Origin of the sequence: Mizugakiibacter sp., from assembly GCF_039680435.1 — a bacterium.
GTDB lineage: Bacteria > Pseudomonadota > Gammaproteobacteria > Xanthomonadales > Rhodanobacteraceae > Mizugakiibacter.
Genome location: NZ_JBDKSX010000115.1, coordinates 1 through 20,165, shown reverse-complemented (window position 1 = coordinate 20,165; position 20,165 = coordinate 1). Strand labels below are relative to the sequence as shown.

Annotated in this window: 21 protein-coding genes; 13 read left to right on the top strand and 8 right to left on the bottom strand. The window is 71.3% G+C overall.

The genetic code is table 11. The features are described from left to right. Window positions 1-2,760 (top strand): pitrilysin family protein (locus tag ABFC67_RS12570; protein ID WP_346738373.1); only part of this gene is annotated, 2,760 nt, incomplete at its 5' end. A gap of 119 nt (window positions 2,761-2,879) precedes the next feature. Further along, complete coding sequence (locus ABFC67_RS12565) at window positions 2,880-3,305, top strand: DUF4156 domain-containing protein (RefSeq protein WP_346738375.1); 426 nt, start codon at window positions 2,880-2,882, stop codon at window positions 3,303-3,305. A gap of 6 nt (window positions 3,306-3,311) precedes the next feature. Here the strand turns inward: ABFC67_RS12565 and ABFC67_RS12560 are convergent, their stop codons facing one another. Together ABFC67_RS12560 and ABFC67_RS12555 are read right to left on the bottom strand one after the other, a co-directional pair. Continuing rightward, on the bottom strand, window positions 3,312-3,608 hold the full coding sequence (locus ABFC67_RS12560; RefSeq protein WP_346738372.1) for a cupin domain-containing protein: 297 nt from the start codon (window positions 3,606-3,608) through the stop codon (window positions 3,312-3,314). A gap of 4 nt (window positions 3,609-3,612) precedes the next feature. Continuing rightward, a complete protein-coding gene (locus ABFC67_RS12555; RefSeq protein ID WP_346738371.1) occupies window positions 3,613-4,536 on the bottom strand; it encodes a DMT family transporter in 924 nt (307 codons plus the stop codon). A gap of 123 nt (window positions 4,537-4,659) precedes the next feature. Between ABFC67_RS12555 and ABFC67_RS12550 the strand changes: the two genes are divergently transcribed. The 6 genes from ABFC67_RS12550 to ABFC67_RS12525 all read left to right on the top strand — a co-directional run bounded on the left by ABFC67_RS12550 (window position 4,660) and on the right by ABFC67_RS12525 (window position 12,307). Next, on the top strand, window positions 4,660-5,145 hold the full coding sequence (locus ABFC67_RS12550) for an Lrp/AsnC family transcriptional regulator (protein ID WP_346738374.1): 486 nt from the start codon (window positions 4,660-4,662) through the stop codon (window positions 5,143-5,145). A gap of 36 nt (window positions 5,146-5,181) precedes the next feature. Further along, window positions 5,182-5,934 (top strand): bifunctional demethylmenaquinone methyltransferase/2-methoxy-6-polyprenyl-1,4-benzoquinol methylase UbiE, encoded by a 753-nt coding sequence (gene ubiE / locus ABFC67_RS12545; protein WP_346738370.1) that lies wholly within the window; start codon window positions 5,182-5,184, stop codon window positions 5,932-5,934. Window positions 5,935-6,050: 116 nt separating this feature from the next. Further along, window positions 6,051-7,601, top strand: coding sequence for a peptidase S10 (locus ABFC67_RS12540; protein WP_346738369.1), 1,551 nt, complete (start codon window positions 6,051-6,053; stop codon window positions 7,599-7,601). 165 nt (window positions 7,602-7,766) lie between these two features. Next, entirely contained in the window at window positions 7,767-9,314 is a 1,548-nt protein-coding gene (locus ABFC67_RS12535) for a peptidase S10 (RefSeq protein WP_346738368.1), read from the top strand. Between the two features lie 112 nt (window positions 9,315-9,426). After that, entirely contained in the window at window positions 9,427-11,301 is a 1,875-nt protein-coding gene (locus ABFC67_RS12530) for a M1 family metallopeptidase (RefSeq protein WP_346738367.1), read from the top strand. A 4-nt stretch (window positions 11,302-11,305) separates the two neighbouring features. Continuing rightward, window positions 11,306-12,307, top strand: a complete 1,002-nt coding sequence (locus ABFC67_RS12525; protein WP_346738366.1) for an alpha/beta fold hydrolase — start codon at window positions 11,306-11,308, stop codon at window positions 12,305-12,307. A 178-nt stretch (window positions 12,308-12,485) separates the two neighbouring features. Here the strand turns inward: ABFC67_RS12525 and ABFC67_RS12520 are convergent, their stop codons facing one another. From ABFC67_RS12520 to ABFC67_RS12510, 3 genes are all read right to left on the bottom strand, one after another. Further along, complete coding sequence (locus ABFC67_RS12520; RefSeq protein ID WP_346738365.1) at window positions 12,486-13,256, bottom strand: SprT family zinc-dependent metalloprotease; 771 nt, start codon at window positions 13,254-13,256, stop codon at window positions 12,486-12,488. A gap of 32 nt (window positions 13,257-13,288) precedes the next feature. Continuing rightward, entirely contained in the window at window positions 13,289-14,209 is a 921-nt protein-coding gene (locus ABFC67_RS12515; RefSeq protein WP_346738364.1) for a recombination-associated protein RdgC, read from the bottom strand. A gap of 61 nt (window positions 14,210-14,270) precedes the next feature. Then, the gene (locus tag ABFC67_RS12510; protein WP_346738363.1) at window positions 14,271-14,492 is read right to left on the bottom strand and encodes a hypothetical protein; all 222 of its coding nucleotides are present in this window, start codon (window positions 14,490-14,492) and stop codon (window positions 14,271-14,273) included. Between the two features lie 160 nt (window positions 14,493-14,652). Between ABFC67_RS12510 and ABFC67_RS12505 the strand changes: the two genes are divergently transcribed. Together ABFC67_RS12505 and ABFC67_RS12500 are read left to right on the top strand one after the other, a co-directional pair. Continuing rightward, complete coding sequence (locus tag ABFC67_RS12505) at window positions 14,653-14,859, top strand: DUF465 domain-containing protein (RefSeq protein ID WP_346738362.1); 207 nt, start codon at window positions 14,653-14,655, stop codon at window positions 14,857-14,859. A 69-nt stretch (window positions 14,860-14,928) separates the two neighbouring features. Beyond that, window positions 14,929-15,531, top strand: a complete 603-nt coding sequence (locus ABFC67_RS12500; protein ID WP_346738361.1) for a GNAT family protein — start codon at window positions 14,929-14,931, stop codon at window positions 15,529-15,531. A gap of 6 nt (window positions 15,532-15,537) precedes the next feature. On the opposite strand, the gene ABFC67_RS12495 is transcribed toward ABFC67_RS12500, so the two are convergent. Together ABFC67_RS12495 and aroE are read right to left on the bottom strand one after the other, a co-directional pair. Next, window positions 15,538-15,819: a YkgJ family cysteine cluster protein gene (locus ABFC67_RS12495; RefSeq protein WP_346738360.1), complete on the bottom strand. Its 282-nt coding sequence runs from the start codon at window positions 15,817-15,819 to the stop codon at window positions 15,538-15,540. Further along, window positions 15,809-16,645, bottom strand: coding sequence for a shikimate dehydrogenase (aroE, locus tag ABFC67_RS12490; protein ID WP_346738359.1), 837 nt, complete (start codon window positions 16,643-16,645; stop codon window positions 15,809-15,811). Before aroE ends, ABFC67_RS12495 begins: the two co-directional genes overlap by 11 nt. A gap of 166 nt (window positions 16,646-16,811) precedes the next feature. Between aroE and ABFC67_RS12485 the strand changes: the two genes are divergently transcribed. Then, window positions 16,812-17,069 (top strand): hypothetical protein, encoded by a 258-nt coding sequence (locus tag ABFC67_RS12485; RefSeq protein ID WP_346738358.1) that lies wholly within the window; start codon window positions 16,812-16,814, stop codon window positions 17,067-17,069. Between the two features lie 3 nt (window positions 17,070-17,072). Here ABFC67_RS12485 and ABFC67_RS12480 read toward each other — a convergent pair whose 3' ends face one another. Further along, the gene (locus tag ABFC67_RS12480; RefSeq protein WP_346738357.1) at window positions 17,073-18,551 is read right to left on the bottom strand and encodes a RimK family protein; all 1,479 of its coding nucleotides are present in this window, start codon (window positions 18,549-18,551) and stop codon (window positions 17,073-17,075) included. Window positions 18,552-18,800: 249 nt separating this feature from the next. Here ABFC67_RS12480 and ABFC67_RS12475 point away from each other — a divergent pair, with 249 nt between their 5' ends. Together ABFC67_RS12475 and ABFC67_RS12470 are read left to right on the top strand one after the other, a co-directional pair. Further along, window positions 18,801-19,184: a GNAT family N-acetyltransferase gene (locus tag ABFC67_RS12475; RefSeq protein WP_346738356.1), complete on the top strand. Its 384-nt coding sequence runs from the start codon at window positions 18,801-18,803 to the stop codon at window positions 19,182-19,184. Between the two features lie 111 nt (window positions 19,185-19,295). Then, window positions 19,296-20,102 (top strand): sel1 repeat family protein, encoded by an 807-nt coding sequence (locus tag ABFC67_RS12470; RefSeq protein ID WP_346738355.1) that lies wholly within the window; start codon window positions 19,296-19,298, stop codon window positions 20,100-20,102. Window positions 20,103-20,165 lie beyond the last annotated feature (63 nt).

The following is a 20,165-nucleotide window of genomic DNA, read 5'->3' as shown; positions in this document are numbered from 1 at the left end:
GGTAGCGTCGTGCCGGACATCCACTACACCCGCTTCCAGTTGCCGAACGGGCTCACCGCTATCGTGCACGAGGACCACATGGCGCCGATCGTCGCGGTCAGCGTGTGGTACCACGTCGGCTCGGCCTACGAGCCGGCCGCCAAGACCGGCTTCGCGCACCTGTTCGAACACCTGATGTTCCAGGGCTCGGAGCATCACAAGGACGAGTTTTTCCGTCCGTTCGAGCTGGTCGGCGCCACCGACATGAACGGCACCACCTGGCTCGACCGCACCAACTACTTCGAGACGGTGCCGACCACCGCGCTGGACATGGCGCTGTGGATGGAGTCCGACCGCATGGGCCACCTACTCGGCGCGATCGGCCAGAAGGAGCTGGACGAGCAGCGCGGCGTGGTGCAGAACGAGAAGCGCCAGGACGAGAACCAGCCCTACGGGCGCGTGTTCGAGGACATCCAGGCCAACGCGTTCCCGGCCAACCACCCCTATCACCACGACACCATCGGCTCGATGGCGGACCTGAACGCCGCGTCGCTCGACGACGTCAAGCAGTGGTTCAAGGACTACTACGGCGCGGCCAACACCACCGTGGTGCTGGCCGGCGACATCGACGTCGCCACCGCGAAGGAGAAACTGCAGGAGTATTTCGGCGACATCGGCCCCGGCCCGGCGGTGCCGCGCCCGCAAGGCTGGGTCGCGGCGCGCACGCAGTCCACGCGCGGCGCGATGAGCGACAACGTCGCCCAGGTGCGCATCTACCGCGAGTGGAACGTGCCGGCGCTCGGCAGCGACGACCTCTCGCAGCTCGACCTCGCCGCGGCCGTGCTCGGCGGCGGCAAGACCTCGCGGCTCTACCAGCGCCTGGTCTACAAGGACAAGCTCGCCGACGACGTCTCGGTGTCGCCGATGCACTTCGAACTGGCCAGCATGTTCATGCTGCAGGCCGACGTGAAGAAGGGCGTCGATCCGCAGAAGGTCGAGGCGGCCATCGCCGAGGAGTGGCAGAAGTTCCTCGAGCACGGCCCGACCGCCGACGAGCTGGCGCGCGCCAAGGCCTCCGCGCACGCCTCGGTGGTGCGCAGCCTGGAAAAGGTCGGCGGCTTCAGCGGCAAGGCGGTGACGCTGGCCGAGGGCCAGGTCTATCTCGGCGATCCGGACGCCTGGAAGAAGGACTACGAGCGCACCATGGCGGCCACGTCCGACACGGTGCGCGCCGCGGCGCGGAAATGGATCGCGCGCGGCGACTACACGCTGACCGTCTCGCCCGGCAAGGTCGAGGCGAAGGACATGGCCAGCGAGGGCGGCCTGCCCGCCGCGGCCGGCAAGCCCGAGCCGAAGCTGTCGAAGGTGGACGGCTACCAGGCCGGCAAGAGCGGGGTCGACCGCAGCGGCGGCGTGCCGCAGGTGCGCCAGTTCCCCGACCTCACCTTCCCGGCGCTGCAGCGCGGCAAGCTGAAGAACGGCGTCGAGGTGGTGCTGGCCGAGCGCCACGCCGTGCCGGTGGTGCACGTGCAGGCGCTGTTCGACGCCGGCTACGCCGCCGACCAGGGCCGCAAGCTCGGCACCGCCTCGTTCACCATGGCGATGCTGGACGAGGGCACCAAGGCCCTCGATTCGGTGGAGATCGCCAAGCGCGAGGAGCGCCTCGGCGCGATCATCAACGCCGGCTCCGGCCTCGACTCCTCCACCGTCAGCCTCAACGCGCTGAAGTCGGAACTCGGCCCATCGCTGGCGCTGTACGCCGACATCGTGCGCAACCCGGCCTTCCGCGACGCCGACATCGCGCGCATCCGCGGGCAGTGGCTGGCGACGATCGCGCAGGAGAAGTCCCAGCCGACCGGGCTCGCACTGCGCACCCTGCCGCCGCTGCTGTACGGCAAGGGCCACCCCTACGCGATCCCGTTCACCGGCACCGGCACCGAGGATTCGATCAAGTCGCTGACCGCGGACGACATGCGCGCGTACGTGCGCGACTTCGTCCGCCCGGACAACATGAAGCTGCTGGTGGTCGGCGACACCACGCTGGCGGAGATCGTCCCGCGGCTCGACGCCGCGTTCGGCGACTGGCCGACGGCGCGCACGGCGGTGCCGAAGAAGCGGCTCGCCCACGTGGACGCGCCAGCCGCGCCGCGCGTGTACCTGATGGATCGCCCGGGTTCGCAGCAATCGCTGATCCTGGCCGGCGTGGTCGCGCCCTCGACCAAGGCGCCGAACTACCTCGAGATCCAGACCATGAACGGCGCGTTCGGCGGCACCTTCACCTCGCGCCTGAACATGAACCTGCGCGAGGACAAGCACTGGGCCTACGGCGCCGGCAGCTTCCTGCCGAACGCGATCGGGCAGCGGCCGTTCATGATGTACGCGCCGGTGCAGACCGACCGCACCGCCGACTCGGCGGCCGAGATCCTCAAGGAAGCGCAGGCGGTGATCGGCGCGAAGCCGCTGACCGACGAGGAGATCTCGAAGGTCAAGTTCAACGACGTGCGCGCGCTGCCCGGCGAGTACGAGACCGGCGGCGCGGTGCTGAGCGCGCTGACCGCCATCGAGCTGTACGACCGCCCGGACGACTACGTGCAGACGCTGAAGGACCGCATCGAGGCGCAGGCCGACAGCGCAATCGAGGCGGCGGCCAGGGAGGTCGTCAAGCCGGGCGCGCTGACCTGGGTGATCGTCGGCGACCTGTCGAAGATCGAGCAGCCGATCCGCGCGCTGAAGCTCGGCGAGGTGCACGTGATCGACGCGTCCGGCAAGGTGCTGCGCTAAACGCCGCCGCCTCCGCGCGCCGGGGGAGGCGGCGAGGAACCGCACGCGCGTCGATTCAGCCGGAAACGTTTAGCATGGCCGGGTGGTCCGTCACCCGGCCTTTCTTCCTGGAGAACCCGATGAAACCGTCGCTGCACCTACTCGCCGTCACCACCGCCGCCGCCCTGCTCGGCGCCTGCACCTGGGGCATCAAGCTCGATCCCGCCGGGCAGCGCGTGCGCACCGCCTGGAACGGCAACGTCGGCCAGTGCCGCGACCTCGGCAAAGTCACCGTCTCGGTGCTGAGCCGGCTCGGCCCGGTCGACCGCAAGGACGTCAAGGTGCGCGACGAACTCGAGGTGATGGCGCGCAACGAGGCCGCCAAGATGGGCGCCGACACGATCCGGCCGCTGGGCGAGCCCAGCAACGGCGAGCAGAGCTGGGAGGCCTACGCCTGCGGCGCGGCCTCGCCGCAGCCGGGGGCGGCCGCGCCGACGCGGACGCCGGACGCGACGCCGGCCGGGCAGGGCGTGCAGACCTTCCCCGCCAAGGACGGCGGCGGCTGAACGACCTCAACAGTCGAGTATCACCAGCACGCCCGTGCTGCCGGGCGCGACCGCGTGCGGCACGCCGGCCGGCACGGTGTAGAGCTCGCCGGCGCGTACCGTGACGGGCGCGCCCTCGACCTCCAGGCGCAGTTCGCCGTCCAGCACCAGCAGGCCTTCGGCGTAGGCGTGCGTCTCCGCCGGATAGGCGCTGCCGTCCATGCGCAGCACCTTGACGTTGGCGGAGCCGATGCGCGCCAGCACGCGCGATTGCCAGGCCTGCGGCAGCGCCACGGCCGTCCGCTGCAGATCGATGCGGTCCATGCGTTCAGCTCCGCTCCAGCGCTTCGGCCCGCATCGGCGTCCGCGCGGCCGGCGTGCGCCGCCGCGCATTTGCCAGCGCCACGCCGGCCACGGTGATCGCGCCGCCAACCAGGACCAGCGCGGTCGGGCGTTCGCCCAGCCACAGCCAGCCGATCAGCAGCGCGATCGGCGGCGACAGGTAGAGGAAGCTCGCCACCTGCGAGGCGGGCGCGCGCCGCAGCGCGACGTTCCAGGTGAGGTAGCCGACGAAGGTCGGCGCGATGCCCAGCCACAGCAACGCGGCAACGTGCGAAGCCGGCGCCACCGCCAGTGCGCGCGGCAAGTGCAGGCCGAACGGCAGCGCGCCGAGCGCGCCGGCGATGAAGGTGGCGGCGGTGACGGCAAGGGTGCCGCTGCGCGCGAACAGCGGCTTCTGCCAGACGAAGTAGACCGCCGTGACCAGCACGCAGACCAGCACCAGCGCCGCCATCGGCTCGAACTTCACTTCCTTGCCGCCGGCCAGCACGACCACGACCACGCCGGCCAGCGCCACGACGAGACCGGCCAGCGCGCGCGCGGACAGGCGCTCGCGCAGCCACAGCGCCGACAGCGCGGTGGTCGCCGCCGGAATCAGCGCGATCAGGATCGCCGCCGTGCCGCTGGCGATGCGCGTCTCCGCGTAGTTGAGGCACAGGTGATACACGGTCAGGCCGATCACGCCCAGCGCCACCAGCTGCGGCCAGTCGCGCCACGCCGGCAGCGGCACGCGCTTGATCGCGAGCAGCGCGGCGAAGCACAGTGCGCCGATCGCCAGGCGCGCGAACGCCACCTCGCCCGGGCTGAACGAGGCCAGCGCGTAGGCGATTGCGGCATACGCCGACGACCAGGTGAGCAGGGCGATGCCGATACAGGCGAGGGCGCGCCCGTCGAGGCGCTCGGAGCTGTCCATGGGGAGGCGGATTCCGGCGGGGAGGCGCGCATCGTAGTCGCGCGCGGCCGGACCATGAATGCAGAATCTGCGTATAGTTGGCGCATTCCGCCGTCGAATATACCGGGAATCGCCGACATGGCCTTGCAATCGAAAGTCGAACTGGACGCCAAGGACTGGCAGATCCTGGAGGCGCTGCAGCAGGACGCGCGCCTCGGCTACGCCGAACTCGGCCGCAAGGTGCGGCTGTCGGCGCCGGCCGTGGCCGAGCGCGTGAAGCGGCTGGAAGAGGCGGGCGTGATCGCCGGCTACCGCGCGGTGGTCGATCCGAAGCCGCTCGGTTACGCCATCGACGCGATGATCCGGGTGCGCTGCGACGGCGGCGTCTGCGCGCGCATCGGCACGCTGGTGGCGGGCATTCCCGAAGTGCTGGACTGCCGTCGCCTCGCCGGCGAGGATTCCGCGCTGCTGCACGTGGTGGCGATGTCGGTCGCGCACCTGGAGGTCGTGCTCGACCGCCTGCTGAAGATCCATCCCAGCATCGGCACGACCACGCTGGTGGTGCTGCAGTCGCCGCACACCAACCGCCCGATCACGCGCGCCATGTGGAACGCCGCGCACGCGGCCTGAGCCGGGCGGCCGGGCACAACGTGTAAGATGCGCCGCATGAGCGAACAGCAGCCCACCACCCACTTCGGCTACCGCGAGGTGCCGGTCGCCGAGAAGCAGAGGCTGGTCGGCCGCGTCTTCACCTCGGTCGCGGCGAAGTACGACCTGATGAACGACCTGATGTCGTTCGGCGTGCACCGGCTGTGGAAGCGCCACTTCGCCGCGATCAGCGGCGTGCGCCCCGGCGACCGCGTGCTCGACCTCGCCGGCGGCACCGGCGACATCGCCGCGCTGCTGAAGCCGCGGGTCGGCGCGCAGGGCGAGGTGGTGGTCGGCGACATCAACGCGGCGATGCTCGGCGTCGGCCGCGACCGCCTGACCGATCGCGGCCTGGTGGAAGGCCTGCGCTTTGCGCAGTTGAACGCCGAGGCGTTGCCGTTTCCCGATGGCAGCTTCGACGCCGTCACCATCGCCTTCGGCCTGCGCAACGTCACCGACAAGGACCGGGCGCTGGCGGAGATGCACCGCGTGCTGAAGGTCGGCGGGCGCGCGCTGATCCTGGAGTTCTCGCGGGTGCAGCAGGACTGGCTGCAGCCGCTGTACGACTTCCACTCCTTCCAGGTGCTGCCGCGCCTCGGCCGCCTGTTCGCGCGCGACGAGGACAGCTACCGCTACCTCGCCGAATCCATCCGCAAGCACCCCGACCAGGCCACGCTCAAGACGATGATGGAACGCGCCGGCTTCGCCCGCGTCGAGGTGCGCAACCTCAGCGCCGGCATCGTCGCCATCCATCGCGGCTATCGCGTCTGACGCTGCGAGCGTCGTAGTCCTTTTGTCACGTTTGGCCCGGCGCAGCGCCGGGCATACTGGCCGGCGTTTGCGCGCGGGCACGGGGTTCCGCGCGCCGTTGCCGAGGATCCATCCGCATGCGCCGCTCCCTTCCCGCCGCACTCGCGCTGGCCGCGCTGCTCGCGCTCAGCCTTCCCGCTCTCGCCGACGAACCGGCCAAGGATGCCGCCAAGGCCGAAGCCAAGACGGAAACCGCCCGACCGGCGCCGCAGGAGAAGGCCTCGGTGACGCACCACAGCGTCGAGATCGCCGGCAGGCGCGTCGCCTACACCGCCACCGCCGGCACGCTGGTGCTGCGCAACGACAAGGACGAACCCGAGGCCAGCGTGTTCTACGTGGCCTACACCGCCGACGGCGCCAAGGACGCGCGCAGGCGGCCGCTGACCTTCGTCTACAACGGCGGCCCGGGCTCCACCTCGATGTGGCTGCACATGGGCTCATTCGGGCCCATGGGCGTGCAGAACGCCGGCGACCAGCCGATCGCGCCGGCGCCGTACGCGCTGGTGCCGAACAGCTACAGCCTGCTCGACAAGACCGACCTGGTGTTCGTCGACGCGGTCGGCACCGGCTGGTCGCGGCTGGCCGGCAAGGCCGAGGGCAAGGACTTCTGGGGCGTCGACCAGGACGCCGCGGCGTTCGCCCGCTTCATCCAGCGCTACGTCAGCAAGAACGCGCGCTGGAACTCGCCTAAGTTCCTGCTCGGCGAGTCCTACGGCACCACGCGCTCGGCGGTGCTGGTCAACCTGCTGCAGGAACAGGGCATGGCCTTCAACGGCGTGATCCTGGTCTCCTCGATCCTCGACTTCGCCGTGTTCTCGCCCGGCATCGACCACGGCTACGTGGTCAACCTGCCGACGCTGGCGGCGATCGCCTGGTACCACGACAAGGTGCCGAACAAGCCGGCCGACCTCGACGCCTTCCTCGCCGAGGTGCGTGGCTTCGCCAGTGGCGCCTACGCGCAGGCGCTGGCCAAGGGCGATGCCCTGCCGAAGTCGGAGGAGGATGCGGTGGCGCAGCAGCTCAGCCGCTACACCGGCCTGTCGGTGCAGTACCTCGAGGAGGCCAACCTGCGCGTCAGCCCCAGCCGCTTCCGCAAGGAGCTGATGCGCGGCGAGCGCCGCACGGTCGGCCGTCTGGACGGCCGTTTCGAGGGCATCGACTTCGATGCCGCCGGCGAGACGCCGGACTACGACGCCACCGACGCCGCGGTCGCCAACGCCTTCGTCGCCGCCTTCAACGACTACGCCGCGCGCGAGCTGAAGTACGCCAGCGACGAGCGCTACCTGCCGACCAACTATCCGAACGTCGGCCGTCACTGGGAGTGGAAGCACAAGCTGCCGAACGGCGGCGGCTTCTTCCCGACCGCGACCTACGTCGCCGGCGACCTCGCCGCGGCGATGCGCGAAAACCCGCACCTCAAGGTGTTCTCCGCCAACGGCTACTACGACCTGGCGACGCCGTTCTACGCCACCGAGTACGACCTCGGCCACATGCAGCTCGACGCCGCGCTGCGCAAGAACCTGGTGTTCGGCTTCTATCCGTCGGGCCACATGATCTACTTCGACCTCGACTCGCTGAAACGGCTGAAGGGCGACCTGGCGAAGTTCTACGACGACGCGGCGCGCTGACCGGCACGCCGCCGAAGGAATGCCGGGCCCGCGGCCGACCGCCGCGGGCCGTCATTTTTGTGCCGCCGCCGGCAGGCATGCCTTTCGTCATGCGCACAAGTGGAAACGTGTGCGCATACTCGAAGACCGCGCGCCCAGCCCTCCCTTCCCGACCGGAGTCGCCCGATGCGGAATCACGTCCTCGCCACCCTGCTGCTGGCCACCCTGATCGCCTTCGGCCCGCCGGCCCACGCCGCCGACAAGCCGGCCGGCGCGGACAAGCCCGCCGCCGAAAAGAGCGAAGCGAAGCCGATCCCCGAAGAACACGCGGTGCGCACCCAGCACAGCGTCGAGGTCGACGGCAAGCGCATCGCCTATACCGCCACCGCCGGCACGCTGCTGATCCGCGACGACGACGCCAAGCCGATCGCCAGCGTGTTCTACGTGGCCTACACCGCCGACGGCGGCAAGGACGCGGGCAAGCGCCCGGTGACCTTCCTCTACAACGGCGGCCCCGGCTCCTCCAGCGTGTGGCTGCACATGGGCTCGGTCGGGCCGATGCGCATCACCACCGCCAGCCCGGATGCCACCGCGCCGGCGCCGTACGCGCTGGTGCCGAACCGCTACAGCCTGCTCGACAAGACCGACCTCGTGTTCATCGACGCGGTCGGCACCGGCTTCTCGCGGCCGGTCGGCAAGGCCGAAGACAACGATTTCTGGGGCGTCGACCAGGATCTCGACGCCTTCGCCAAGGCGATCATCCGCTACGTCGACATGAACAAGCGCTGGAACTCGCCGAAGTTCCTGTTCGGCGAGTCCTACGGCACCACGCGCTCGGCCGGCCTGGTCAACACGCTGCAGCAGCGCGGCATGGCGATCAACGGCGTCGTGCTGGTGTCCTCGATCCTCAACTACGGCTCGCGCTTCCCGGGTCTCGATCAGGTCTTCATCGGCTATCTGCCGAGCTATGCGGCGATCGCCTGGTACCACGACAAGCTGGCGAACAAGCCGGCCGAGCTCGGCCCGTTCCTCGACGACGTGCGCACGTTCGCGCGTGGCGAGTACGCCGCTGCGCTGGCGCGCGGCCAGGACCTGCCGAAGGCGGAGGAGGACGCGGTCGCGCAGAAGTTGAGCCGCTACACCGGCCTGTCGGTGCAGTATCTGGAAGAAGCCGATTTGCGCGTGGACCCCGCGCGCTTCCGCAAGGAGCTGCTGCGCGACCAGCGTCGCACGCTCGGCCGCTACGACGCGCGCTTCGAGGGCATCGACCTCGACGCCGCCGGCGAGCACCCCGACTACGACGCCTCCGACACCGGCATCGCCGGCGCTTTCGTCGCCGCCTTCCACGACTACCTGGCGCGCGACCTCGGCTACGCCAGCGACCTCGACTACCGCCCGACCTACTACAAGATCATTCGCGCCTGGGACTGGCACCACAAGCTGCCCGGCCAGCAGCGTCCGCTGCTGATGGCCTACACCGCCGGCGACCTCGCCCGCGCGATGCGCGAGAACCCGCATCTCAAGGTGTTCTCGGCGAACGGCTACTTCGACCTCGCCACGCCGTTCTTCGCCACCGAGTACGACCTCGGCCACATGCAGCTCGATCCCTCGCTGCGCCAGAACCTCAGCTTCGGCTACTACCCCTCCGGCCACATGATCTACCTCAACGTGGACGCGCTGAAGCAGCTGAAGGGCGACCTGGCGAAGTTCTACGACAGCGCCAGCGCGCACTGACCTTACGGCCGGCCCCGTGCGCGGGGCCGGCCGGCATGCACACGTCCTCCGGCACCCGCGGCCGCGGCGCCGGCGATGGCATACTCCGGCGCGTTCCACGCCGGAGTCCCACATGTACCGACCGTTCTTCCTCGCGGCCTGCGCCGCGCTGCTGCTGGCGCCGCTGGCCGCAAGCGCGTCCGCCGATCCGCATTCCTACGCCGAGCCCGCGCGGGTGCGGGTCACCCACGTCGACCTGGACCTGCGGACGGACTTCGACCGCCGCGAGCTGAACGGCAACGTCACGCTGACGCTGGACTGGAAGGACAAGGCCGCGCACGACCTGGTGCTGGACAGCCGCGACCTCGCCATCCGCCGCATCGTCGCCGTGCAGGCGGACGGCAAGGCGGGCGCCGCGCTGTCGTTCGCGCTGGCGCCGGCGGACAAGGAACTTGGCAGCAAGCTGACCGTCGCCGCGCCGAAGCATCCGTCGAAGGTGCGCATCTACTACGCCACCGCGCCGCAGGCTTCGGGCCTGCAGTGGCTGGCGCCGGCGCAGACCACCGACAAGCGGCGCCCCTTCATGTTCTCGCAATCGGAGGCGATCCACGCGCGCTCGTGGGTGCCGCTGCAGGACACGCCGGCGGTGCGCTTCACCTACACGGCGCGCGTCGCCGCGCCGAAGGACCTGCGCGTGGTGATGAGCGCGCTGAACGACGCGAAGCACCCGCTGGACGGCGACTTCCGCTTCGACCAGCCGCATCCGATCCCGTCCTACCTGCTGGCGATCGCGGTCGGCGACATCGCCGTGCGCGAGACCGGGCCGCGCAGCGCGGTATACGCCGAACCGTCCGTGGCCGACAAGGCCGCGCGCGAGTTCGAGGACACCGAGCCGATGATCGCAGCCACGGAGAAGCTTTACGGCCCCTATCGCTGGGGTCGCTACGACATCCTGGTGCTGCCGGCCTCGTTCCCGTTCGGTGGCATGGAAAACCCGAACATGACCTTCGCCACGCCGACCGTGCTGGTCGGCGACAAGAGCCTGACCGCGCTGGTCGCGCACGAGCTGGCGCACTCGTGGTCGGGCAACCTGGTCACCAGCGCGGCGTGGCGGCACATCTGGCTGAACGAGGGCTTCACCAGCTACGTCGAGAACCGCATCGTCGAGGCGGTGTACGGCAAGGCGCAGGCGGACGAGGAGTTCCTGCTCGCCGCGCACGAGTTGCAGGGCGAGATCGGCGGGATGCCGGAGAACATGCAGCGGCTGACGCCGGAGCCGCGCGATCTCGGCGCCGAGGACGCGCTGTCCGACGTCGCCTACACCAAGGGCGCGTGGTTCCTGAAGACGCTGGAGCAGCGCTACGGCCGCGACGTTTTCGACGCCTACCTGCGCGGCTACTTCGATCACTTCGCCTTCCGCAGCATCGACACCGGGCAGATGCTCGCGTATCTCAAGGCGAACCTGGTCGACAAGCATCCCGGCAGGATGCGCTGGGACGAGATCGAGGCGTGGGTGTACCAACCCGGCATTCCGAAGGACGCGCCGCTGCCGGCCTCCGCGCGCTTCGCCCGCATCGACGCCGAGCGCGCGGATTTCCTCGCCGGCACACTGGCCGCGGACAGGCTCGACGCGAAAAGCTGGAACACGCAGGAGTGGATGTACTTCCTCGACGGCCTGCCGGACGCGGTGGCGCTGGACAAGCTCAAGGCGCTGGACGCCGCCTGGCACCTCACCGGCACGCCCAACGCCGAGATCGGCATGCGCTGGTATGTGCACGCCATCGCCGGCGGCGATCGCGTCGCCTGGCCGGCCGCCGCCGAGCACATGACGCGCATCGGCCGCATCTACCTGACGCTGCCGCTGTACAAGGCGTTCGCGAAGACGCCGGAAGGCCTCGCCTTCGCCGTACAGGTGTACGCCAAGGCGAAGCCCGGCTACCACCCGATCACGCAGGACGCGGTCGAGCGCGTGTTCGCCAGGGCGCGTGCGGGCGCGGGGAAGGAGTGAGGCGATGAGCGCGTCGCCGGCGCCGCTGCGTCGCATGCTGCTGCGCCGGCTGGCCGTGCTGGGCGTGCTGCTCGGCCTGGTCGCGCTGACGCTCGCCGGCGCGTACCTGGTCGCGCCGCAACTGCTGCTGCGTGCGGTCTACATGCAGCAGGCGACGGTGGCGCACGTCGAGAAGAAAAGCGTCGTCGCCGGCGACACGCGCTGGAGCTACTACGAAGGCGGCAACGGCCCGCCGCTGGTGCTGCTGCACGGCTTCAGCGGCAGCAAGGAAAACTGGCTGCCGGCGGCGAAGTTCCTCACGCGCAACTTCCGCGTGATCGTCCCCGACCTGCCCGGCTGGGGCGAGTCCTCGCGCGATCCGCAGGGCGACTACGGCTACGCCGCGCAGGCCGCGCGGCTGGAAGCGTTCGCGCAGGCGCTGCGCCTGCCGCGCTTCGCGCTGGTCGGGCATTCGATGGGCGGCGCGATCGCCGGCTTGTACGCGGCGGCGCATCCGGGCGAACTCGCCGCGGTGGCCTTCCTCGACAGCGCCGGCGTGCCGTTCAAGGAGAACGACTTCGCGCGCGCCGTGCAGGCGGGGCACGATCCGTTCGCCTACAGCGACCGCGCCGGCTTCGAGCGCCTGCTGGCGCTGGTGTTCGTCAAGCCGCCGTCGATCCCCGGCCGCATCGAGGACGTGTTCGTCGCCGCCAACGGCGCCGGCGACCACGGCTTCCTGCAACGCGTGCTGGCCTCGCTGCGCACGCCGGAGGCGGCGCGCGCGCTGCTGCCGGCGCTGCCGAAGATTGCCGCGCCGGCGCTGGTGCTGTGGTGCGCGCACGACCGCGTGATCGACGTCTCGGCGATGACCGCGCTGCGCGCCGGCCTGACCGCCGCGCCGCGCATCGACGCCACGCTGCTGATGGGCTGCGGCCACATGCCGATGCTGGAGCAGCCGCGCGAAACCGCGGATGCGCTGACGCGCTTCCTGCTGCTGCCCGCGGGGGCCTTCTCGCAAACGCCGTAGTGCGCATCGAGCGCGGAGCGCACGCTACGGCACGCGCGGAAACGTAGCGGGTAGGGTGGGCTTCAGCCCACCACGGCCGCACCGCGCCAAACGACAACGGCGGGCTTCAGCCCACCTTGCGCCGCGCGGGATCGGAAGCTCATGCGGGCGCGCCGCGCACACGCGCGTGCCTCGACGGTTACGCCTCGACGCCGCCCTCGGTCAGCCGCTGCAGCTCGGCCTTCAGCGCCGCGCCGTGTCCGCGCAGCCAGTCGCGCTGCGCCTGGTAGTCGGGATACAGCCGCTCCACCCAGCCCCAGAAGCGCGACGAGTGGCTGCGCACCTTGAGGTGGCAGAGCTCGTGCACCAGCACGTAGCGCAGCGCCGGCGGCGGCGCCAGCGCCAGCGCGAGATCGAGGGTGACGCGGTCGCGCGCGTCGAGGCTGCCCCACAGGCTCTTCAGGCGCTTGATGCGCAGCGCGGTGGGCGCGGCGTCGAGTTCGGGCACGTAGGCGGCCAGCCAGCGCGACAGGTCGCGGCGCATCTGCGTTTCGAGGAAGGCGGCGAGCAGGTTGCGCGCAGCCGGCAGCGCGCGGCTGTGCGGGCGCGGCAGGATCAGGCGCAGTTCGTCCTCGCGGTGTTCGATGCGCGGATACGGGCCGTCGTGCCAGCTCAACTGCACGCTCTCGCCGCGCAGCGGCATCAGCGTGGTCGCGCCGGCGCGCAGCGGCGGCGGGCCGCGGTGCTTGAGGTGCAGCTCGTCGAGCTTGCGCTCCAGCCAGTCGGCGTGGCGGCGCAGGAAGGCGAACACCTGCGCCGGATGCGTGCCTTCGGGATAGGTCAGGCGCGCACCGCCCGGAGTCACGGTCAGGCGCAGCCGGCGCGCGCGCGGATGCGAGCCCTTCACCACCTTGATGGTGCCGCCGGTGGGCGTGGACAGTTCGAGGATTTCGTCGCCTGCGCGGGCCATCGTGCGTCTCCGCCGCGGCCCGCGCGCCGCGCCTACGCGTCGTCGCCGGGTCGAGGCAAACCAAACCATGCGGACAACTGCGCCAGCAGGCGATCGAACTCCAGCGTCATCAGCGCGAAGCGTGCATCCAGTTCCGCCTGCGCCGAGTCGCGATCGTCCGCTTCCAGCTCGTCCAGCACGCCGTCGAGGAAACGCAGCTTGCGCAGGACGAGATCCTCGCCGAGCACGAAGCTGACGCGTCCGTCGTATTCGAGGCCGAGCTGGAAGACCTGCTTGCCGCCCTTGAGATGCTCCCGCACCTCGTCGGATTCAAGATCCTGCCGCCGGCAGCGCACCACGGCGCCGGTCGCGGTGGCGGGATCCCGCAGCTCGCATTCGTCGCCCAGCCTGAGGCCCGCCGGTAGCTTGCCATGCGCCAGCCAGTCGGTCATCAGGGCGCGCGGGGTTTCCTCGGGGGCGAGCGGCACCGCCGGGAAGCTGCCCAACGCCTCGCGCAGCGCGGTCAGCCCGGCCTCGGCCGCCTTGCGGCTGGCCGTATCCAGCACCAGCCATCCGTTTTCCTTGTCCAGATAGGCACTTAGCTGCGAGGGGCGGACGAAGGCGCGGGGCAGCAGCTCGTCCAGCACCTCCTGCTTGAGGCGCTTGCGCTCGCGGCCGCCGATACGGCGCCCTTCTTCTTCGACAATTTTCTGGATACGTCGCGCAAGTTCTTCGTTCACGACGGCAACGGGCAGCAATTTCTCCTCGGCGCCTATGCTGATCAGGGTGCAGCGGCCGACGCTGTGGGTCAGCGGCTCCTCGCGCCGGCCCAGCGGCGAGACGAAACCGCGGGTGGCCAGCTCGATCGGGCCGCAGGGGCGCAGGCGGTGGCCGTCGAGGGCGGCGTCGAGGCCGTCCAGGCCGGCGGCGACCTTGGCGGAGAAGCGGAACAGGGTCAGGTTGCGGAAGAACATCGGCACGCTCGTATCGGGACCGGGCGTGCGACGCCCGGTCGTGGGGAAAGGGTGGGGAGAGTCAGCCCGCGGCCTTGGCCGCTGGCGCAACGCGCAGACGGTCGGGCCGTGCGTGCGCGGGAAAATCCGGCGGCTTCCGGCCGCGTCGGGGCGCGGCCCGGCCGAAGCGCAGCGGCGCCCGCGCCCGCGGCGACGCGTCCGGCAGCGCGCACGAACCGCTGCCGGCGTCTCCGATCGTCGCGTCGTCGGCGATCGCACGGCCGCCCTGGCGGCGCAGGCGCATGGCCGGCCTGGCGGCGGCCTCGCGGGCGTGCTTGCATTCGGGAGCGACGGACATGGTCGGGAGCGGCTCGACGTGAGCGGCTATTGTACGGGGCGCCGCCGCGCGCCGCTCATCCGCCGCGACGCGGCGCTACACTGGCGGCCTGTCGCCGGGGTGCCGCATGCACAACGAGGATCCAGCCGTCATCGCCCGCCGCCTGACCGAACTGCGCATCGAGCACCGCGACCTCGATGCGGCAATCACGCGACTGGCCACCGACGCGATACGCGACGAGCTGCAGTTGACGCGCCTGAAGAAGCGCAAGCTGAAGCTGAAGGACATGATCGCCTACCTCGAAAGCAAGCTGATCCCCGACCTCGACGCCTGAGCGCGCCCCCCTGCGCGCATCGGCCGCGACAGCTCCCGCCGCAGATCCTGCGCGAGGCCCACCGCCCCGATGAACACGCCGCTGCCCGCCGTCACCCTCGAAAACGCCCACGTCGTCCTCGAGCCGCTCGCCGCCGCGCATGCGCCCGCGCTGGAGGCGGCCGCACGCGACGGCGAGCTGTGGAAGCTTTGGTTCGCCTCGGTGCCGGCGCCGGGCGAGGCGGCCGGCTACATCGACGCGGCGCTGGCGGGCCGTGCCGAGGGCCGCATGCTGCCGTTCGCGGTCCGCGAGCGCGGCAGCGGCGCGGTGGTCGGCACGACGCGCTACTGCAACATCGACGCCGGCCTGCCGCGGCTGGAGATCGGCTACACCTGGTACGCCGCGCGCTGGCAGCGCACGCACCTCAACACCGCGTGCAAGGCGCTGCTGCTGGAACACGCGTTCGAGCACATCGGCTGCACCGCGGTCGAGCTGCGCACGGATTTCTACAACCAGGCCTCGCAGCGCGCGATCGAGAAGCTCGGCGCGCGCCGCGACGGCGTGCTGCGCGCGCACCAGAAGCGCCGCGACGGCAGCGTGCGCGACACCGTGGTCTACAGCATCACCGCCGCCGAATGGCCCGCGGTGAAACGCCTGCTGGCGCTGCGGCTGGAGCGCCTCGCGGGCGGCTGAGCCGGTTCAGCGCGGCGCCGTGGCGCGTTCCAGCGCCGCCAGCCAGGCGAGCGCATGCGCACGGCTCGCGCCGCACATCGCCGGCTCCGGGCGCAGGCTGGCGCACACGGCGGGGCGCTCGGGCCGGCCGAACAGCGCGCAGCGGTCATCCGCGGTCAGTTGCACGCAGCGCACGCCGGCCGGCTTGCCGTGCGGCATGCCGGGGATCGGCGAGCTGACCGAGGGCGCGATGCAGCAGGCGCCGCAGCCGCGGCGGCAGGCGAGCGCGGCCGTCGGCTCACTCGACACGCGCGCGCAGCGCCTGGTAGACCGGCTCGGTGTCCGGGCGCACGCCGTGCCAGCGCTCGAACGTGTCGGCGGCGGTCTCGACCAGCATGCCCAGGCCGTCGAACGCGTAGCGCGCGCCGGCGGCGCGTGCCCAGGCCAGGAAGCCCGCGGCCGCGGCGCCGTAGGCAAGGCCGTAGCACAGCGCGCGGTTGGCGGCGATCGAGAACGGCAACTCCAGGGTCGCGCCGAGCACGCCGGCCGAGGTGCCGTCGACGATCAGGTCGAAGCTGCCGATGGCGCCGAGGTCTTCCCAGTAGCGCGTGTGCACGCGCGCCGGATCGCCGAGGCGATCGGCCAGCGCGTCCGCCGAGGCCGCGGTGCGGTTGACGATGGTCAGGCTGCGCACGCCCGCGTCCAGCAGCGCGCCGGCGACGCCGTGCGCCGCGCCGCCGGCGCCGAGCAGCAACGCGTCGTGGCCGCGCAGGTCGACGCGGTGGCGCTCGGCGAGGTCGCGCACCAGGCCGGCGCCGTCGTTGTTGTCGGCCTCGATGCGGCCGTCCGGCAGCGCGGTCAGCACGTTGGCGACGCCGGCGCGCTCCGCGGCTTCGCTGCGCGCGTCGGCGATCTCGTAGGCGAGGCGCTTGTCGGGCAGGGTCACGTTGGCGCCGCGCCCGCCGCCGGCGAAGTAGTCGCGCACGATCGCGGCGAAGCGCGCCGGCGGCGCGTCGATCGCGGTGTAGATCAGCTCGCGGCCGGTCTGGCGGCCGAACGCGGCGTGGATCTCCGGCGACAGGGAATGCGCGACCGGGTGGCCGAACACCGCGTAGCGCGGCACTGCGTCGTTCATGGGCGTCTCCCTGCGGACGTCGCGTGAAACCTCCGCCGGCGCCGCGTTTCCCCCGCGCGCCGGGCACGCCCCATGGTACCCGAGGCGCGGCGATGCGGCGCCGCGGCGCGCACGTCGCAGCCGCTGAGATGCACGCGCGCGAAGGTCGCCTCACAGGAGGTTCCCCATGCGCACGATCCGTTCCGTTCCCGAGGCTTCCTTCACCCGCCGCCGCGCGCTCGCCGCGCTGGCCTGGCTCGGCGCCGGGCTGGCCGCGCTGCTGCTGACGCCGCTGCCGCTGCACGACCGCCTGCTCGGCTGGAGCGCGGCGTTCTGGCTGGTCGGCGCGCCGCTGGCGCTGCTGGCCGCGCTGGAACCGCGCCTGCCGCTGGCGCTGCTGCGCGCCGCCATGCCGCGCCGGCGCCGCGTCGTGTTCGGCCGCTGAGGGTCAGGCCACGCCGAGGCGCTTGCGCTGCATGCGGCGCAGGAACTCCTCCATGATGCGCCGGTACAGGTCCTCGCCGAGGTAGGCGTCCTCGACGCCGGCGTCGATCGAAGGGTTGTCGTTCACCTCGATCACCACCGTGCGGTCGCCGGTCTGCTTGATGTCGACGCCGTACAGGCCGTCGCCGATCGGCTGCGTGGCGCGCAGCGCCAGCTTGATCACCTCCGCGGGCGCCTCGCGCACCGGCAGCGTCTTGAAGCCGCCGGACTTCGCGGCGCCCTTGGCGCCGTGGTTGTAGATCTGCCAGTGGCCGCGCGACATGAAGTACTGGCAGGCGTACAGCGGCTCGTGGTTGAGCACGCCGACGCGCCAGTCGTACTCGGTGTAGAGGAATTCCTGCGCGATCACCAGCGAGGTGCTCTGGAACAGCTCGGCCGCGGCCTTCTCCAGCGCCTCGGCGTTCTCCACCTTGACCACGCCGCGCGAGAACGAGCCGTCCGGGATCTTCAGCACGATCGGCAGGCCGAGCCGTTCGGGCAGGTCGCGCAGCTGCTTCGGGTCGTCCTTGTACAGGATCTCGGTGCGCGGCACGGCCAGCTTCTTCGAGCGCAGCAGGTCGTGCAGGAAGATCTTGTTGGTGCAGCGCAGGATCGAGGTGGGGTCGTCGATCACCACCATGCCTTCCTTCTCCGCCTTGTGCGCGAAGCGGTAGGTGTGGTGGTCCAGCGCGGTGGTTTCGCGGATGAACAGGCCGTCGTACTCGGCCAGCCGCGCATAGTCGTTCTTGCCGATCGGGTCGACCTCGATGCCGATCTCCTTGCCGGCGGCGATGAACGACTTCAGCGCGCGCTTGTCGGAGGGCGGCATCGCCTCGTCGCCGTCCACCAGCATGGCGATGTCGTAGCGGTACTGGCGGCGCGCGCGCGGCTTGCGCCACAGCTTCTTGGAGAATGCGTCGAGCGATTGCGCGAACGCGTCCTCCTGCGGGTCGTCCAGCGTGTGCAGGCCGATCGGCTTGATCGCGCTGATCCGCCACACGCGCTCGCGCTCGAACTCGATGCGCAGCAGCGGGCACGGGAACAGCTCGAACACCTGGTGCGCCAGGTCCTTCAGCGCCGGGTACGAGGTTTCACCGAAGTAGACGAGGATGCCGAGGTCGGTGGTGTCGCGCCCGCCGGCGGGCAGGAAGTTGGCCAGGTTCTGGTTGAGGTCCTCGACGTCGAGGCCGTACAGCGCGCGCTTGCGCAGATCGTTGATCGTGCGCACCGAGGGAATCACGCGATGCCCGCGCGCCTCGCCCAGCAGCGACACGTAGTAGCCGGTGCCGAGGTACTTGTAGCTGCGGCACAGGTTGATGACGTGCGTGCGCTCGTCGCCGCCGATGGGCTCGCGCAGGTAGTCCATGGCGGTGACGACGTTGTCGGACGGGTAGTAGGAGCCCCAGTCGGAGGCTTTCTCGACGACGATGACGAGCCGGGTCATGGCACCTCGTGGTGATGGGTCGACCGGCGGCGCTCGGGGGCGTCTGCATGCCGCGACGGCGCCAAGTTTGGCACAGCCGGCAGGGCGCACAAGCGGGACGGCGCGCACCGTACGGCTTGCAGTCAGCCTGGGCGGCCACTACCCTGCCGCGCTGTGCCGCCCGACCCAGCCCCTCCACCTCCCCCCGTTCCGCGCATCCGCCGTGCCGTTCCGGGCGACCTCGACGCCTTGGTCGCGCTGGAAGAGCGGGTGTTCGACAGCGACCTCGTCAGCCGCGCGCAGTACCGCCGCCACCTCGACAGCAGCAGCGCCGTCGTGCTGGTGGCGACGGCGACGGGGCACCTGTTCGGTTCGGCCCTGCTGTTCTTCCGCAGCAACGCGCGCGTGGCGCGGCTGTACTCGCTCGCCACCGCGCCGGAAGCGCGCGGGCGCGGCGTCGGCGCGGCGCTGCTCGGCGCCGCCGAGCGCATCGCGCGCGGGCGCCGCTGCCATGCCCTGCGCCTGGAAGTACGCGCCGCCAACGCCGCCGCGCAACGCCTGTACGAACGCCACGGCTACCGGCGACACGGCCACCGCCAGGGTTTCTACGAGGACGGCGCCGACGCGCTGCTGTACGCCAAGTCGCTGCGCTGAAGGCGCGCGGCGCGGCGGCATGCCCGGCCGCACTTGCACCGCACCGCCCCGAAGCTGTACCAGACGGCTGCCGGAATGATTCCGGCGTCCCCGCCGCGCAAGGAGCCACCCGTGAAACGCCTGCTCGCCGCCGCCTTCGCCCTCGCGCTGACCGCGGCCGCCGCCGGCCGCGCCGGGGATCCCGCACTCGACGCCTCCATGCACCGCCTGCTGCGCGCGATGAACGAGGCCTCGACCTGGGGCCATCCCGACCAGTTCGGCCAGTTCGCCGGCGTGCGCCACTTCGCCGCGCACGATTACGCGGGCGCGCTGCAGTACTTCCGGCTCGGCGCCTACTACGCCGACAAGCTCTCGCAGCTCAGCCTCGGCCTGATGTACCTGAACGGCCAGGGCGTGGACAAGGATCCGGTCGCCGCCTACGCCTGGATCGCGGTTTCCGCGGAACGCGGCTACCCGCAGTTCCTCGCCACCCGCGACCGCCTGTGGTCGGAGCTGACGCCGACGCAGCGCGGCCAGGCCAAGGACGCCGCGTACCGCCTCTGCGAAACCTACGGCGACACCGTCGCCAAGCCGCGCATGGTCACGCAACTGCGCCTTGCGCTGTTGCAGATGACCGGTTCGCGCACCGGCTTCGACAGCGGCGTCCTGCACGCGTCCGCCCAGCAGAACTGCGGCGGCGCGACCGTCGAGGTCGCCGGCGTGCAGGTGCCGCGCGCCGGCTGCGGTGGCGATTTCTGGGCGCCGTCGCGTTGGGATCCAAAGCAGTATTTCGCCGCGCGCGACGCGCAGTGGAAGGGCATCGTGACGGTGGGCGCGATCGCCGGCCCGGCGCACGCGCAGCCGCCGCCGAAACCGGCCGAGGCCGCGCCCAGGCCCGCCGCGCCCGGGCCCGGCGACGCGCACATGATCCATCGCTGAGCGCGCGCGCCGGCTCGCTATACTGGCGCCTCGTTCCTGCAGGGCCGTGCCGATGCATCGTGC

What these genes read in the sequence shown, in the direction of transcription:
- ABFC67_RS12565 (WP_346738375.1), top strand. Translation starts at nt 2,880, where the DNA reads ATGAAACCGTCGCTGCACCTACTCGCCGTCACCACCGCCGCCGCCCTG.
- ABFC67_RS12560 (WP_346738372.1), bottom strand. Translation starts at nt 3,608, where the DNA reads ATGGACCGCATCGATCTGCAGCGGACGGCCGTGGCGCTGCCGCAGGCC.
- ABFC67_RS12555 (WP_346738371.1), bottom strand. Translation starts at nt 4,536, where the DNA reads ATGGACAGCTCCGAGCGCCTCGACGGGCGCGCCCTCGCCTGTATCGGC.
- ubiE (WP_346738370.1), top strand. Translation starts at nt 5,182, where the DNA reads ATGAGCGAACAGCAGCCCACCACCCACTTCGGCTACCGCGAGGTGCCG.
- ABFC67_RS12540 (WP_346738369.1), top strand. Translation starts at nt 6,051, where the DNA reads ATGCGCCGCTCCCTTCCCGCCGCACTCGCGCTGGCCGCGCTGCTCGCG.
- ABFC67_RS12535 (WP_346738368.1), top strand. Translation starts at nt 7,767, where the DNA reads ATGCGGAATCACGTCCTCGCCACCCTGCTGCTGGCCACCCTGATCGCC.
- ABFC67_RS12530 (WP_346738367.1), top strand. Translation starts at nt 9,427, where the DNA reads ATGTACCGACCGTTCTTCCTCGCGGCCTGCGCCGCGCTGCTGCTGGCG.
- ABFC67_RS12525 (WP_346738366.1), top strand. Translation starts at nt 11,306, where the DNA reads ATGAGCGCGTCGCCGGCGCCGCTGCGTCGCATGCTGCTGCGCCGGCTG.
- ABFC67_RS12520 (WP_346738365.1), bottom strand. Translation starts at nt 13,256, where the DNA reads ATGGCCCGCGCAGGCGACGAAATCCTCGAACTGTCCACGCCCACCGGC.
- ABFC67_RS12515 (WP_346738364.1), bottom strand. Translation starts at nt 14,209, where the DNA reads ATGTTCTTCCGCAACCTGACCCTGTTCCGCTTCTCCGCCAAGGTCGCC.
- ABFC67_RS12510 (WP_346738363.1), bottom strand. Translation starts at nt 14,492, where the DNA reads ATGCGCCTGCGCCGCCAGGGCGGCCGTGCGATCGCCGACGACGCGACG.
- ABFC67_RS12505 (WP_346738362.1), top strand. Translation starts at nt 14,653, where the DNA reads ATGCACAACGAGGATCCAGCCGTCATCGCCCGCCGCCTGACCGAACTG.
- ABFC67_RS12500 (WP_346738361.1), top strand. Translation starts at nt 14,929, where the DNA reads ATGAACACGCCGCTGCCCGCCGTCACCCTCGAAAACGCCCACGTCGTC.
- aroE (WP_346738359.1), bottom strand. Translation starts at nt 16,645, where the DNA reads ATGAACGACGCAGTGCCGCGCTACGCGGTGTTCGGCCACCCGGTCGCG.
- ABFC67_RS12485 (WP_346738358.1), top strand. Translation starts at nt 16,812, where the DNA reads ATGCGCACGATCCGTTCCGTTCCCGAGGCTTCCTTCACCCGCCGCCGC.
- ABFC67_RS12480 (WP_346738357.1), bottom strand. Translation starts at nt 18,551, where the DNA reads ATGACCCGGCTCGTCATCGTCGTCGAGAAAGCCTCCGACTGGGGCTCC.